Here is a 14,442-nt window from a genome sequence, read left to right as displayed (position 1 = left end):
CCTTTTTATTTCTTCTGACTGAAAACAGCACGGGGGTGAGGCGCGTCGCGCCGACGTGGCTGGCCCCCTATCCTCCGGCCACTTTCAGAACGATTTTTCCGATATGCGTGGACCCCTCCATGCGTGTATGCGCCGCAGCCGCCTGATCCAGCGGGAATTCGGAGTCCATCACCGGCCCGATGCGCCCAGCCGCAAGAAGCGGCCAGACGGCCTCGCGCAGATCCTGCGCGATCCGGGCTTTGGCCAGATCACTTTGCGGACGCAGGGTGCTGCCCGTCATTGTCAGGCGACGCGTCATCAATTGCACCATGTTCAGCTCGGCCTTGGGCCCTTGCAGGAAAGCGATTTGAACCAGCCGACCATCATCGGCAAGCGCGTTCAGGTTTCGCTGGATATAAGGCCCACCGACCATATCAAGGATCAGGTTTGCACCGCCCTGTTCCTTCATGATCTCGACGAAATCGGCGTCATTGTAATTGATCGCAACTTCGGCCCCGAGATCCCGGCAGGCCGCACATTTTTCATCACTCCCGGCCGTGACGAACACACGCGCGCCAAAGTGATGGGCCAACTGAATGGCCGTTGTGCCGATGCCGCTGGAGCCTCCGTGGATCAGAAAACGCTCGCCACCCGTCAACTCGCCACGGGTGAAGACATTCGACCAAACGGTGAAATATGTCTCGGGCAGGCAGGCCGCTTGTTTCAAATCCAGCGCGTCCGGCACCGGCAGGCAATGCGCGGCAGGCGTTGCGACATATTCGGCGTACCCGCCACCGGGCAACAATGCGCAAACCTGATCGCCGACCGACCAGCCACTGGCGCCTGTGCCAATGGCCTCGATCGTGCCAGACGCCTCCAGCCCGGGTAAATCGCTTGCAGTGGGGGCGGGTTGTAAAGGCCGGCACGCTGGAGCGCATCCGGGCGGTTCACACCTGCCCACGCGACTTTGATCACAACTTGCCCATGGCCCGGTTCGGGGCGCGGGCGCTCAACCACCTGCAAGACCTCTGGCCCGCCGGGGGCGCTGATCTCGACTGCTCGCATTTTCTCGGTCACGTCATCCACTCCGTTTTCGGCACCGTATCCCGTTTGAGATCGGGAAAGGAACCCAAATGCTGATCGCCGCCCTGATACTGAACGTCGTGATCCTCGCGCCCGTCATCTGGTCGCTGAGCTTTCGGGGCGCAGGGATGGATGTCGCTTTTGGGGCAGATACCCCGGCGCGCCGTATTCTGGCCTGCGTGTATGGCTCCATCGCCTTGCTGAGCATCGGGTTGATAGTCCTTCACAGCGCGGCGCATCCTTGGGCCATTCCGATGACGCTTGCCTTGTTTGCAGTTCAGATCATCTACAAAGCTGCAACGCTCTGGGCTGTCGGCGTCGCCAATCCCGTGGTGATGACCAACATGCTGGTCATCGTCGTTCAGGCCATTGCGATTGTCACGGTTTGGAGGGCCGGGTCATTCTCCGCGTGAGCTCCACATGCCCGGCAAATCCGGGTTGGGCATGCGCGGTGGTGCCTTGATCTGGCCAAGTAGCCAGTTGGGGCCAGCCAGCAACCCGCTCAAAACCTTGTTGTCGCGCACCTGCGCCTTGACCTTTTCGATCTGCATGACGTCTTCTATACGACGATCCAGAAAAGCCCAGGTTGCCTGTTTGTCGGTGCTGTCATCGCCCAACCAATAGAGAACCGTCGCGCTGTAGACCCCGGCCAAAGTGGCTCGCTTCGTGTACCAGTTCACATCATCAGATGTGTCGCCCAGCGTGTCCCAGATCTTGTCCGATGTGCCCCAGATCGCCTTGGCCCCGTCGGCGGCGTGCATTGGCAGGGCAAACAGTGTTGTGCCGCGCCGAACGGCTTCTTTGTCGGTGACAGCCTCGATACGGAAACGGACACCGGCAGCGATCTTTTCGCTGAACCGTTCCGGCAGGTCGTCGGACTTGAGCCGAGCGACCATCGCCGCATCCCCGCGCGCGTGATATGCCAGCGCCAGATCAACCGCGCCGCGCGGACACACTGCGCGCGCCATAGCCATGTCGACCCCTGCATCGGCGGCTGCGGCCTTGAACGTGGTTTCCGACCAGCCATCAAAGGGCACGTGCATCAATGCAGCATCCAGCAAGGCATCCTTGGTGGTCTCATAGGGCTTGGTCATGGCAGTCTCCTGTTCAGCGAGGCACTGGACAAACTAGGGCGCGCTTGCTATGTGGCCACTTCCTGCAATTCCTTGCAACTCGAAACTAGAAAGGTGGTGACAACCACATGCAGGTTAGTGTTCGCGACAACAATGTCGACCAGGCCCTTCGGGCTCTGAAGAAAAAGCTGCAGCGCGAAGGCGTGTTCCGTGAAATGAAGCTCAAGCAACATTTCGAGAAACCGTCCGAGAAAAAAGCGCGCGAGAAAGCCGAAGCGATCCGCCGTGCCCGCAAGCTGGCACGCAAAAAAGCGCAACGCGAAGGTATGATGTAAGTCACACCCGCGACGTGTTACACAGTTACAACCCCCGTGGCCCCGCCGCGGGGGTTTGTCTTTGAAGTGTCAAAACGTGATCAACACACATCGGCGTCACGACGCGATGCGCTCTTGCTCTGATTCTCCGACCACGTGGTGTTCAGTGTCGACAGCAGTGACGCGGAAATCCTGCATCCGCGCCGCGATCTGATCCATGCCCTTGGTCAACACCTGACAGGCGGCACTTGTTTCTTCGCACATCGCCGCATTGCTTTGCGCCACCGCGTCCAGTTCCGTCATGGATTTGCTGACGGAATTCAACCCGCTTGACTGCTCCACGGCTGCGTTTGCAATCTGTTCGGCCGAAGCCGTCATTCCGGCGATGGACTCCACAATCGCATCAAGCGCCTGACCCGCCTGCCCGACAAGGCTTACGCCGTCGCGCACTTGCCTGCCGCTGCGTTCGGTCAGTTCATTGATCCCGCGTGCGGCTTCGGTTGCCCGTTGGGACAAGGCACGCACTTCGGATGCAACAACGGAAAACCCGCGACCCGCTTCCCCGGCGCGCGCGGCCTCGACGCCCGCGTTCAGGGCCAACAGGTTTGTCTGAAAGGCGATGTCATCCATGACGGCGTTGATTTTTGCAATCTCCTGCGAGGAAACTTCGATATCGCTCATCGCAGCGATAACGCGACGCACCACATCACCGCCGGAAACTGCATCTGATTTGACGACTCCGGCGGCGTGTGCGGTTGCCTTGGCATTGTCCGTGGACATGCGCACCGTCGCGTTCAACGCGTGGACTGCCTGGCTTGTCGCCTCAAGGGACGCCACCTGCCTCTCGGTACGGGCGGCGAGGGCAGCAGCCGAGGATCCGACGGCGGCAACCCGGTCAAGCAGGTCGTTGGTGTTGTTCGATACTTCTCCCAAGGCCGACGAAAGTGTCTTGAGGGCACGGTTGTAGTCATGTCTGAGCACTTCGTAGCTGTCCGGGAATGGGGCGGTGATCTGTCCGGTCAGGTCGCCTTCGGCAATCCGCTCCAGACCGCTGCGCAAGGCCGTGACGACTTTGGTCTGTGACTCCAGCAGCGCGGATTGTGCCAGCGCACTTTCCTCCTTGGCGGCCCTTGCCTCGGCATCTGCGCGCTCCCGCGCCAATTGCTCAAGGCGCAGTCCCTCAAGCAACTCTTCTGCCTTGTCTTGGGCGCTGCGGGCGCGCTCCGCTTCGGCTTCAGCCTCCTGACGTGCCTCCACTGCACGGGCTCTCGACTCCTTTGCCTCTCCCATGGATGTCTCGACATCTTTCAAGGCACGATCCACCTCTCGGGTCAGCTTCAGCCTCATCTTAACGGCCATGATCAACGCAAGGACTTCGAGCCCGACAATGGCGCCGTGCATTATCGCCCGTTCCAGATTTTCGATCAGATCAAAGGACGGAAAGACCATCTGCGGCAGGAAAACACCCAAGGCCAAATGGTGTACCAAAACAGTCACCGCGCCCAAAAGGATCGCACGAACGTCGACCAGGCTGATCAGCGCAGCCAGTGACACGTAAAACAGCATGTGCGCATCAATCTGCCACGCGGTGCCAGACAGGGCAGCCACCAGCCCGATTGCCTGTGCAACGCTCGCCAAACTGACGACAAGGCGGTAGTGCGGATGGCACGTTCTGACAGACCACAGCGCCACTGCAGTTGTACCAAGTGCAACAAGCCCGGGAAAAAGCGACTGCACTGGCAGCAAAATACCGCACAGCAACACGACAATTCCGATTGGCGCACAACCGTACAGGATCCAGGTTGCGGCCTCTTTGCGTGCTTCTTCGAGGGTCGTGTCAATATCAGACATCACGATTCAACTCCACAAATCGAGGCCAGTCCAGCACCGTCCGTGACCCACCACGCGCCTGCCGCATAGGCCACCGAGGCAAGGTCGCCATGCGTGCTTTGAACAAGAAAACCGAACGGCGCGCTTTGCGGTCCAATCTCGAAACCCTGTATGGCGTCCAGCAGCTGCGCCCGGTCCGTCCAGGGCGGCAAAACGATCAATGTAATTTCGGAGGTTTCAGAAGACTGGACTGACAACGCCATAAGCGGACCCGTTGCCAGCAGCACAAACATAATTAACCAAATACGCATGGCGCGCCCTACCGTCTTGTGTGGATGCGCTGATAGGGTGGAGGTCTGAAAAAATAGCTAACCGATCCAGCATCACAGGCCGCCACGGCGCTTTGCCATCAGCCTACTTCACAAAAAAACGCCGCCCCGGCAATGGGACGGCGCCTTGATCGCGTAACGACTGATCAGGCCGATTTCGCGAGGCTGTCGCGGATTTCCAGCAAGACTTCCAGCTCGGTCGGACCTGCTGGTGCCTCTTCGGCCTCGGGCGCGGATGGGGTCGCCTGATCCTTCACCTTGTTGACAAACCGCACCAGCATGAACACCACAAATGCGATGATCAAAAAATTGATGATCGCCATGATGAAAGCGCCGTAAGCGAACACAGCCGCCCCTGCTTCGCGCGCAGCCTCAAGCGATGTGCCTGCCGCAACCTCGCCCGACAGGACGACATACATGTTGGTAAAGTCGATGCCACCCATGAACAAACCGATGAACGGGTTGATCAAGTCGGCAACAAGTGACGACACGATGGCGGTAAAGGCCGCACCGATGATGATACCAACAGCCATGTCCATTACATTGCCCTTGGCGATGAAGTCTTTGAATTCGTTTAGCATATTTTGTCCCTCACTCACTTTGACGCACCACTGTTTCTGCAGTGTGTGCGCTGATGAACACCTGATAGCACATGGTCGGACACCTCAAAGGGTATTTTGAGCGCGCTTTTCCCCTATGTCTGAACAAGCACAAACAGGAGAACACCACATGGCTGACCTCAGCGCCTTTCCGATCACCCAGAAATGGACGCCGCAGAACCCGGACGTTCTGCAACTCTTTTCATTCCCGACGCCCAACGGGGTCAAAGCGTCCATCGCGCTGGAAGAAATGCAGATCCCCTACGAGGCGCACCTCGTGACGCTGTCAGACGCAGATGTCAAAAGCCCCGAATTCCTGTCGCTGAACCCCAACAACAAAATTCCGGCAATCATCGATCCGAACGGACCTGACGGCACGCCGATCGGGCTGTTCGAATCTGGTGCGATCCTGATCTATCTGGCCGAAAAGTCCGGCAAACTGATCGGAGAGTCGGCCAGCGACAAGGCCCACACGATCCAGTGGCTGATGTTCCAGATGGGCGGTCTGGGTCCGATGCTGGGGCAGATGGGTTTTTTCGTGAAGTTTGCAGGCAGCCAGTGGGACGACAAGCGCCCCCAGCAGCGGTATGTGGATGAGGCAAAGCGTTTGCTTGCAGTGCTGGAAAAGCAACTGGATGGGCAGGACTGGGTCACCGGTCAGTACTCAATCGCCGACATCGCAATTGCGCCATGGCTCAACGCGCTCAACTTTTACGAGGCGCGCGATATGGTCGGCTGGGACGATCACAAGAACCTTGTCGCATACCTGGACAGGTTCATGGCCCGCCCCGCAGTGGAAAAGGGCAAGAACATACCCCCGCGCCCCTGACATTCTCTTGACTGGAAATACCATGGGGGGCCTGAAGGGCGGGGGCAAAGCCCCCTACATAGATTGGCGTGGCGCAGCCACCTTCAGCTTGCGCGGCGCATCTGTGCCGAGATCTTTTCGGCCATCATGATCGTTGGTGCATTGGTGTTGCCGCCCAGCAGGCGCGGCATCAGCGATGCATCGACCACGCGCAGACCCATAACGCCGTGCACGCATCCCGCAGCGTCCGTCACCGCCATCTCGTCCGTCCCCATCCGGCAGGTGCCAACCGGGTGATAGATGGTGTCGGCGCGTGCACGAATATCCGCCTCAAGGCTCGCGTCAGTCCCATCATGAGCATAGAGCCTGTCGCCCCGCCATGGATCAAGCGGTGGAGCCTCCAGTATCCGCTCCATGGCGCGCGCGCCTTTCATCAGGACATCCAGATCGCTCGGGTCATTCAGATAGTTGGGATCGATACGCGGCGGGTCCGCCGGGTCGGCTGATTGCAATCCGACTTGCCCGCGACTGTGCGGGCGCAGCACACAGACATGACAGGAATAGCCATGGCGCAGGTGGATCGTGCGCATATGATTGTCCACGATCCCGATCACGAAATGCAACTGCACGTCGGGGCGGTCCACTCCGGGATCAGATTTCAGAAACGCGCCCCCTTCCGCGAACGGAGAGGCGAACATACCCGACCCATCCTTGCGCCAACGCAACCCGGCACGTGTGAGGTCCATCAACCCTTTTGGACCGAGGCCCACCACATCGTCACGCTTGGAATGATAGCTGATGATGTAGTCGAGGTGATCCTGCAGATTCTGGCCAACCCCCGGAAGCTCGTGCACCGGCTCGATCCCGTGCTCTGCCAATTCATCGCGCGGCCCGATGCCAGACAGCAGCAGCAGTTGCGGAGACCCAAAGGCACCGCCGGACAGAATGACTTCGCGCCCCGCCTCGACCAGCTTGATCTTGCCGCCGTGCTTGATGCGGACACCGACGGCTCGGCCTTCGTCCATCTCGACCTTATGGGCCATTGTGCGGGTCAGCACCGTCAGGTTGGTGCGCGCCAAAACGGATGGCGGCAGATAGGCGGCGGAGGCTGAACACCGCTCGCCCTTGGCCGCACCGGAATGGACTTGGGTCACCTGATAAAGACCGATGCCTTCCTGCTCAGGTCCGTTAAAATCCTTGCGCAGCGGAATCTGCGCCTGCGTGCCCGCCTCGACAAAGGCATGGGAAATTGCGCGCGGTTCGGACTGTTCGGCGACCTGCAATGGGCCGTCCGCGCCGTGCAGATCATCCGCACCGCGCACATTGCCTTCGGACTTTTTGAAGTACGGCAGCACCGCGTCCCAATTCCAACCGGTCGCGCCCAGATCGGCCCATTCGTCGTAATCCTGCGGATGACCACGCACATACAGCATCGCGTTGATCGCGCTTGACCCGCCCAGGCCACGCCCGCGCGGCTGAAACCCACGCCGCCCATTCAGTTGAGGTTGTGGTTCTGTGTAAAAGGCCCAGTTGTTAATCTTGGGACGTCCCGAAATCATGCCGGCGATCAGTGCTGGCGCGCGCACCAGAATGCCGCGCCCGTCCCCCCGGCCTCGATCAGACAGACAGAGACATCGGCATCCTCGCTCAAGCGCGAAGCCATCACGCAGCCGGCTGATCCGCCGCCGACGATCACATAGTCAAACTTCATATCGACCCCTCCCGCGGCGCCGTGGCCTAGCCCGGCAAGGCCCCGGTCAGCACGTACCGCAGGATGCCGACCACTTGCGCAGGCTCTTGCGCGACGGCCAATGCAGCAGCATCGACTTCTTTCAACGCATGTGCGTGATCAGGCCCGTGCAGGATAATCAGCGACTTGCCCAAGGCAGCGGCATAACCAGCGTCAAACGCCGCGTTCCACTGCTTGTATTGCTCGCCAAAGCGGACAACGACCACATCTGCTTCGGCGATCCCTTTGCGGGTGCGAATGGCGTTGACCATGGCCCCCTTGTGATCGTGCCAATATTTGTCGGCCTCAGCCCCAAGGATCGCAACGCCGCAATCATCACTGGCCGCGTGATCCGTCACGGGACTGGAAAAGGTCACATCCAGCCCCTGCGCCCCATCAATGATCTGTTCACGCCAGTCGGTGTGAATTTCGCCAGAGAGATATACGTTCAGCATGCGCGTGCTCCTTTGGATGAGATTGCACCACATCCTGTCAGGTTGCGCGCTGGTGGCAAGGGTCAGACCCTGCGGGCAACAACAAAGTGGTTGGGCGGGCGCGCAGGGTAATCGCCCGTCTCGATGATCTCGAACCCGGCACCGGTGATGTCAGCCTCAAGCCCCGCGATGGTTTCAAACCGCACGAATGGCGCTTTTCCGACCCATTGCATCAGCGGGATCACACGTTTCATCAGCCCGAATTTGAACCCAAGCGACCGCTCGCCCAGACAGACCGATTTCGAGATAAACAACCCACCCGGCGCCAACAGATCATGTATGCGCGCCATTGCGGCGGGCGTGTCCGGCACAAGGTGAAACAGGTTGAAGCCCATGACGACGTCAAACACGCCATCCTCAAGTGCAGGGTCAAAGACGTCGGCGCACAGAAACTGGACATTGTCTGCACCCGGGCGCGCCTTGGCCTGAGTGATCATGCCTTGTGAAAAGTCGGTTGCGATGATGCTGTGGGCATGTGGCGCAAGGCGCAGCGCGGTCGATCCCGTGCCGCAGCCCAGCTCCAGAACGCGCGCACCGTCGGGCATGTGGGCGACAACCCGGTCCATCGTCGCCTCGTAGGCGGGCACGTCCGAGATCGGCGAGGCCGCGTACTTTTCCGCGATCTTCGTCCAGAAGTCAGGATTTGATTTCATTGTGTATCTCCTTCAAACGCGCATATACTCACGTCGCATTCGGCCTAAAATTCGCGAAATCCGCAGAGTAGATATACAGTATTGCATGGATCACACATTTGACTGGAACCGGATGCGCGCGTTTCTTGCCACGGCGGAAACAGGATCACTGTCGGCCGCAGCCCGCACGCTGGGTTTGACACAGCCCACCGTCGGGCGACAAGTGAGCGGATTGGAAGAGGAACTGGGGCTTGCCCTGTTTGAACGTACTGCGCGCAGCATGACCATGACGGATGCCGGGCGCGACTTGCTGTCCGAGGCGCGCGCAATGGGCGCGGCAGCCGACCGGATTGCTCTCAGGGCACAGGGCCGTGTGCACACCCTTGATGGCACCGTCCGCATCACCGCAAGCGACATGATGAGCGCCTATGTCCTGCCGGACACATTGCTGAAGCTGCGCCAGATGGCCCCGCGGCTGCGCGTTGACGTCATTGCAAGCAATGACATTCGCGATATCCTCAAGCGGGAGGCCGATATTGCCATTCGCCATGTCCGCCCCGAACAGCCCGACCTGATTGCGCGCAGCATCGGCGACGCCCCGGCCCACCTTTACGCATCAAAGGAATACATCGCAGCCCGCGGCAGGCCCGAGACATTGTCGGACCTGGAAAACCACGCATTTATCAGCATGGGCGATGATGCCCTGTACCTTGACGCCATGCAGCAGCGCGGAATCCCGGTGAGCGCGGAAAACCTGCGCTCCGGTTCGACCAGTGGCATCACGATTTGGGAACTGGTGCGCAAAGGGTTCGGTATTTTCCCAATGTCCGAAGACATCGCGTGCAAGTTTGACGATGTGGAACCGGTTCTGGCGGACGTAACCGACATGTCCTTTCCAGTCTGGCTGGTGACACATCGGGAACTGCACACCAGCCGCCGTATCCGGCTGGTGTTCGATTTACTGGCAGACATGCTGCGCGGGCGCGGGGTTAACCGCGCAACGTGCCGCCCGTCGCCTTGGTGACTTTTTCCACGACCTTGTGGCCGACTGCTTCGATATCGGCGTCCTTCAGCGTGGCATCACGCGGTTGCAGGCGCACTGTGATGGCGAGCGACTTCTTGTCTTCGCCAAGCGAGCCGCCAATGAATTCGTCAAACACGCGCACATCCGCGATCAGCGCCTTGTCGGCACCCAATGCCGCATTGACCAAAGTCAGCGCCTCGACATCTGCGTCCACCACAAAGGCAAAATCACGCTCGACTGCCTGCAGATCGCTGATCTCGAGCGCGCCGCGATTGGCCCCTGCCTTGCGGGGCATCGGCACTTCGCCGGGCCAGAGGGTAAAGGCCATTGCAGGCCCTTTGATGTCCATCGCCTCAATCACACGCGGGTGCAATTCGCCGTAGACGCCCAGAATCTTTTTGGGGCCAAGGCAGATCATGCCGTGACGGCCCGGATGCCACCAACCTGCCGCACCCCGCAGGATCTGCACGCGGGCTGGGGCGCCCATTGCGGCCAGAACCGCTTCGGCATCGGCCTTGACGTCAAAGACGTCGACTGCGCGCGAGGCACCGTGCACGTCCTTGGGACCAGTCCGACCCACGAGCAAGCCAGAGACCAGCAAATGCTGCTCGCCCGGCTCACCGCCGTGAAAGGCCGGGCCAACTTCGAACAAGGCCACATCCATGTTCCCGCGCGCCTGATTGCGCGCCGCCGCCTGCAACAGACCCGGCAGCAAGGCGGGACGCATGTGGCTCATGTCGGACGAGATTGGGTTTTCCAGCATGGTGGCGTCATCACCGCCCCCGAACAGCGCGGCAGAGGCCTGATCGATAAAGCTGTAGGTCACGCATTCATTGTAGCCCAGTGCCGCCGTCGTGCGCCGCGCAATCTGTTCGCGCCGCTGCATCGGAGTCATCACGGGCTTGGGAACGCCCTCACCAATGCGCGGCAAGGGGCGGCCCTTGAGCTTGGTCAGTGATGCAATGCGTGCAACCTCTTCGACCAGATCAGCCTCGCCCATCACGTCGGGGCGCCAACTGGGCACATGGGCCATGTCGCCCTCAAGACGGAAGCCAAGAGCGGTGAGCGTCTGACGCTGCTCGCTTTCGGGGATGTCCATACCAACAAGGCTTTGCACACGTGCCGCATTCAGACGGTAAGCGCGCGCGGTGTTGGGCACTTCACCCGCCTGCACGCGGCTCGACACCTCGCCACCCGCAATCTCAACGATCAATTCGCAGGCCAGATCGAGGCCGGTGGGTGTGAATGCGGGGTCAATTCCGCGCTCAAAACGGTAGCGCGCGTCCGAATTGATCTTGAGCGCGCGGCCCGTATACGCGGTGCGGACAGGATCGAAATAGGCGGCCTCGACAAATACGTTCACGGTTTCGGGCGTGCACCCGGTGCGCAGCCCGCCCATGACGCCGCCAATGCTTTCGACACCTTCGGCGTCTGAAATCAGGGTCATGTCAGGCTCAAATGTATATTCCTTGTCATCCAGACCCATCAGAGTTTCGCCGCCTGTCGCGCGGTGTACGCGCAGGGCACCGCCCTCGATTTTGTCGGCATCAAAGACGTGCAGGGGGCGGTTGAGGTCAAAGGTGAAATAGTTGGTCACGTCCACAAGGAACGAAATTGGACGCAAGCCGATCGCCCGCAGACGGTCTTGCAGCCACGCGGGGCTGAGGCCATTCTGAACACCGCGAATGTGGCGACCAAAGAACACAGGGCACTGGTCGCGCGTGTCCTCGTCAATGGTGATCGACACAGGCGACGGATAGGCCCCCTCGACATTCGGGTCGCGCATCGGTTTGAGCGTCCCAAGGCCGCGGGCCGCAAGATCGCGCGCGATGCCGCGCACACCCAGCGCGTCGGGTCGGTTGGGGGTGATGGCGATTTCAATCACCGGGTCGACCTTGGCGGGATCGTTGGCAGCCAGCCAGTCGACAAACCGCTCGCCGACCTCGCCCGAGGGCAATTCGATGATGCCGTCATGCTCGTCGGACAGCTCCATCTCGCGCTCGGAGGCCATCATGCCAAAGCTCTCGATGCCCCGGATCTTGCCCACGCCGATGGTCGTGTCGATGCCGGGCACATAGACGCCGGGTTTTGCCACAACCACGGTGATCCCCTCGCGCGCATTGGGCGCGCCACAGATGATCTGTTTGGTGCCCTCATCCGTGGCCACCTGACAAACGCGCAGACGGTCCGCATCGGGATGCTTTTCCGCACTGATGACGTGCCCGATGGTAAAATCGGCCAGCTTTGCTCCGCGATCCTCGACCCCTTCGACCTCAAGGCCAAGGTCAGTCAGCGCATAGGTGATCTCGTCCACGGATGCGGCCGTGTCGAGGTGCTGTTTCAGCCAGGAAAGTGTGAATTTCATGTCGCAAAGCCCTTGGGGTAAACCTTGGCTCTGCAATGGCAAAGATCGGCGCAAGGTGCAACTGCGCCGGGGCAAAACCCTCTCAAGTTGCCCGCGATGTCACAGGCAAGGATCAGGGATAGCGGATGGGCAGGCCCAGCAATTCATCCAACTGCCGCGCGATCCAGCCGTGCGGGATGAAATGTCCGCCAGGATGGATGTCTAGGAGACACGGTTGTGCCGTTCGCGCAATCGGTCCATGTGGTGCGGGTCAGGGTCAGGAAATCCACCGCGCTCCAGTCGATTGGGTCGCTGGACTGATCGCCACATTCCAGCGCCTCGCGCCACAGCTTGACCGGAAAGTTGGTGTCGCGCCCGGGTCCGAAGGGAAAATCCAGCACGTTGTCTTTCAGCCCATGAACATGCCGCACCTCTTTCGGGGCTTCGGCGCAATGATCCGTGCGGGTCAGCGTGCCAGAAATGCCCAACAGCGCGCGCACGTTCATCTGCGCACCGCGATCACAGGCCACGCGCCACGCCATGATCGAGCCATAGGAGTAGCCAGATAAAAAGATGTTATCAGTATCAATGGGGTAACGCTTGGCCACATCCACCAGAACGTCGGCGGCAAACTGGACATCCTCGGTTTCGGGCGACCACATGTTCCACGTCTTGCGCAGGCCGTTGGGCGCGATCAGCAACACGCCACGCCGCCGGGTCGATCCCGAAATGCGCTGGTGCTGGACGGGCAAGGCCCCAGTGCGTTGCCAGCCGTGGAAATGGATCAGTACCGGCAATGGTGAAGTGCCATCCCAGCCGTCGGGTTCCTTGACGTGATAAGACCGCTCACCCAGTTCGCAGGGTACATCCAGCTGGCAATCACGTTGCCAAGGGCCCATCGCAAAGGCGGGGAAAGCCCAGATCAGGGCAAGAAGAAAAATCAGCTGTTTCATGCGCGCGACGGTACGGGACCGTGCGGCAGTGTCACGTCAAATTATCGTGGTCGCTGTTGTTGCGTCGCTTGATCGCATCCAGCCAGCGGTCAATGAACAGGATGGGAAGAAAAACGATGGACCAACCGATGGCATTCAGGATGGTAAAGGTCAGTATCAGGCCCGGCTCCATATCCGAAAGCCAAAGGAACACGTGGGCGATGATGATCAAAGCGACCATGATGGCGACGAGGTAGTATTTCATGATTTACACCTAGGCTTCACGCAGCGTCGGGCAATGTCGCGGCCTTACCCCTCGAACACGGACCATCCGGTGAACCGGGCCACGTGATCCGCCGCCTCTGTCCCGACCTTCGAGTTTCCGTAGTTGTTCAACCCCGGCGACCAGACCGCGATGGATGCCTTGCCCGGGGCGATGATCAGGATACCGCCGCCCACTCCGCTTTTGCCGGGCAGGCCAACCCGGAACGCAAAATCGCCGGACCCGTCATAATGCCCGCAGGTCATCATCAGCGCGTTGATGCGGCGTGCCCGTTGGGGTGACAACTGCATCGGCGCATCGGGAAAGCGAGCCAGCACGCGGCCTGCGCGGGCCAGTTGATCGGTGGTCATCGCGATGGCGCATTGATGGAAATACGTTCCAAGGGTCAATTCCGCCGGGTTGCGCAGGTTGCCAAAGGACGCAAGGTAATGGGCCAAGGCCGCATTGCGGTGGCCGGTGGATTTTTCCGACAGGGCCACGGCCTTGTCGATGTGTATGTCGTCATCTTCGGCGGCACCGCGCAGGAAGTGCAACAATTCGGCCAGCGTTTCGCGCGGCATACGCCTTTCTAACAAGGCATCGGTGGTTACCAAGGCACCCGCGTTGATGAACGGATTGCGGGGCCGTCCCTTTTCACGCTCAAGCAAAACGATGGAATCAAAGGATGTGCCTGACGGCTCGCGCCCGACCCGTGTCCACAACTGATCGCCGATGCGACCCAGGACGCATGCCAGCGTGAACACCTTTGACACGCTTTGGATCGAAAATGGCTGGTCGTTGCGCCCTGCGGACAGCACCTGACCGTCCGGCAGCGCCACCGAAATCGCGAACTGATCGACAGGCACATCGGCAAGCTCGGGGATGTAATCCGCGACCCGGCCCCAATCTGTGCGGTCACACATCGTCCCGTTCAACTCGTCCAGAAAGGATTGCAGGGCTTCGGGCGTCGGGCTGATCACGGATCGTTCCTTTCCAAGCCTGACGTGGCC

Annotated in this window: 14 protein-coding genes and 2 pseudogenes; 4 read left to right on the top strand and 12 right to left on the bottom strand. The window is 60.3% G+C overall.

Annotation, left to right across the window (positions count from 1 at the left end; genetic code table 11):
- Nucleotides 1–67 precede the first annotated feature (67 nt).
- Nucleotides 68–1,056: pseudogene (locus tag ACERZ8_RS07890) on the bottom strand (NAD(P)H-quinone oxidoreductase).
- A 56-nt stretch (nt 1,057–1,112) separates the two neighbouring features.
- Here ACERZ8_RS07890 and ACERZ8_RS07885 point away from each other — a divergent pair.
- Nucleotides 1,113–1,475: a hypothetical protein gene (locus ACERZ8_RS07885; protein ID WP_407591694.1), complete on the top strand. Its 363-nt coding sequence runs from the start codon at nt 1,113–1,115 to the stop codon at nt 1,473–1,475.
- Here ACERZ8_RS07885 and ACERZ8_RS07880 read toward each other — a convergent pair.
- Nucleotides 1,461–2,156, bottom strand: a complete 696-nt coding sequence (locus ACERZ8_RS07880) for a COQ9 family protein (protein WP_407591693.1) — start codon at nt 2,154–2,156, stop codon at nt 1,461–1,463. The two genes, ACERZ8_RS07885 and ACERZ8_RS07880, sit on opposite strands and share 15 nt — an antisense overlap.
- A 107-nt stretch (nt 2,157–2,263) precedes the next feature.
- Between ACERZ8_RS07880 and rpsU the strand changes: the two genes are divergently transcribed.
- Nucleotides 2,264–2,470, top strand: a complete 207-nt coding sequence (rpsU, locus tag ACERZ8_RS07875; RefSeq protein ID WP_007118112.1) for a 30S ribosomal protein S21 — start codon at nt 2,264–2,266, stop codon at nt 2,468–2,470.
- Between the two features lie 96 nt (nt 2,471–2,566).
- On the opposite strand, the gene ACERZ8_RS07870 is transcribed toward rpsU, so the two are convergent.
- The 3 genes from ACERZ8_RS07870 to mscL form a co-directional block, all read right to left on the bottom strand.
- A complete protein-coding gene (locus tag ACERZ8_RS07870) occupies nt 2,567–4,300 on the bottom strand; it encodes a methyl-accepting chemotaxis protein (protein WP_407594211.1) in 1,734 nt (577 codons plus the stop codon).
- A complete protein-coding gene (locus ACERZ8_RS07865) occupies nt 4,300–4,590 on the bottom strand; it encodes a hypothetical protein (RefSeq protein WP_407591692.1) in 291 nt (96 codons plus the stop codon). Before ACERZ8_RS07865 ends, ACERZ8_RS07870 begins: the two co-directional genes overlap by 1 nt.
- 164 nt (nt 4,591–4,754) lie before the next feature.
- Nucleotides 4,755–5,189: a large conductance mechanosensitive channel protein MscL gene (mscL, locus tag ACERZ8_RS07860; protein ID WP_407591691.1), complete on the bottom strand. Its 435-nt coding sequence runs from the start codon at nt 5,187–5,189 to the stop codon at nt 4,755–4,757.
- 148 nt (nt 5,190–5,337) lie between these two features.
- Between mscL and ACERZ8_RS07855 the strand changes: the two genes are divergently transcribed.
- Nucleotides 5,338–6,036: a glutathione S-transferase family protein gene (locus tag ACERZ8_RS07855; protein WP_407591690.1), complete on the top strand. Its 699-nt coding sequence runs from the start codon at nt 5,338–5,340 to the stop codon at nt 6,034–6,036.
- Nucleotides 6,037–6,119: 83 nt separating this feature from the next.
- Here the strand turns inward: ACERZ8_RS07855 and ACERZ8_RS07850 are convergent.
- The 3 genes and pseudogenes from ACERZ8_RS07850 to ACERZ8_RS07840 form a co-directional block, all read right to left on the bottom strand.
- Nucleotides 6,120–7,726, bottom strand: a pseudogene (locus ACERZ8_RS07850) (GMC family oxidoreductase).
- A gap of 26 nt (nt 7,727–7,752) precedes the next feature.
- Nucleotides 7,753–8,199 carry a YtoQ family protein gene (locus ACERZ8_RS07845; RefSeq protein ID WP_407591689.1) on the bottom strand — a complete coding sequence of 149 codons (447 nt, stop codon included), beginning with the start codon at nt 8,197–8,199 and terminating at the stop codon, nt 7,753–7,755.
- A 62-nt stretch (nt 8,200–8,261) separates the two neighbouring features.
- A complete protein-coding gene (locus ACERZ8_RS07840) occupies nt 8,262–8,891 on the bottom strand; it encodes a class I SAM-dependent methyltransferase (protein WP_407591688.1) in 630 nt (209 codons plus the stop codon).
- Nucleotides 8,892–8,976: 85 nt separating this feature from the next.
- On the opposite strand from ACERZ8_RS07840, the gene ACERZ8_RS07835 reads away from it, so the two are divergent.
- The gene (locus ACERZ8_RS07835; RefSeq protein WP_407591687.1) at nt 8,977–9,894 is read left to right on the top strand and encodes a LysR family transcriptional regulator; all 918 of its coding nucleotides are present in this window, start codon (nt 8,977–8,979) and stop codon (nt 9,892–9,894) included.
- On the opposite strand, the gene pheT is transcribed toward ACERZ8_RS07835, so the two are convergent.
- The 4 genes from pheT to ACERZ8_RS07815 form a co-directional block, all read right to left on the bottom strand.
- Entirely contained in the window at nt 9,860–12,259 is a 2,400-nt protein-coding gene (gene pheT, locus ACERZ8_RS07830) for a phenylalanine--tRNA ligase subunit beta (protein WP_407591686.1), read from the bottom strand. The genes ACERZ8_RS07835 and pheT overlap by 35 nt on opposite strands.
- Before the next feature lie 143 nt (nt 12,260–12,402).
- Nucleotides 12,403–13,191 carry an alpha/beta hydrolase family esterase gene (locus ACERZ8_RS07825; protein WP_407591685.1) on the bottom strand — a complete coding sequence of 263 codons (789 nt, stop codon included), beginning with the start codon at nt 13,189–13,191 and terminating at the stop codon, nt 12,403–12,405.
- A 31-nt stretch (nt 13,192–13,222) separates the two neighbouring features.
- Nucleotides 13,223–13,435 carry a phenylalanyl-tRNA synthetase subunit beta gene (locus ACERZ8_RS07820; RefSeq protein WP_407591684.1) on the bottom strand — a complete coding sequence of 71 codons (213 nt, stop codon included), beginning with the start codon at nt 13,433–13,435 and terminating at the stop codon, nt 13,223–13,225.
- 44 nt (nt 13,436–13,479) lie between these two features.
- Nucleotides 13,480–14,412, bottom strand: a complete 933-nt coding sequence (locus ACERZ8_RS07815) for a glutaminase (protein WP_407591683.1) — start codon at nt 14,410–14,412, stop codon at nt 13,480–13,482.
- Nucleotides 14,413–14,442 lie beyond the last annotated feature (30 nt).

Source organism: Tateyamaria armeniaca, assembly GCF_045797845.1.
In the GTDB taxonomy this organism is placed as follows: domain Bacteria; phylum Pseudomonadota; class Alphaproteobacteria; order Rhodobacterales; family Rhodobacteraceae; genus Tateyamaria; species Tateyamaria armeniaca.
Note: the sequence above shows the minus strand (reverse complement) of the source record. Positions and strands in the feature narration are given on the sequence as shown.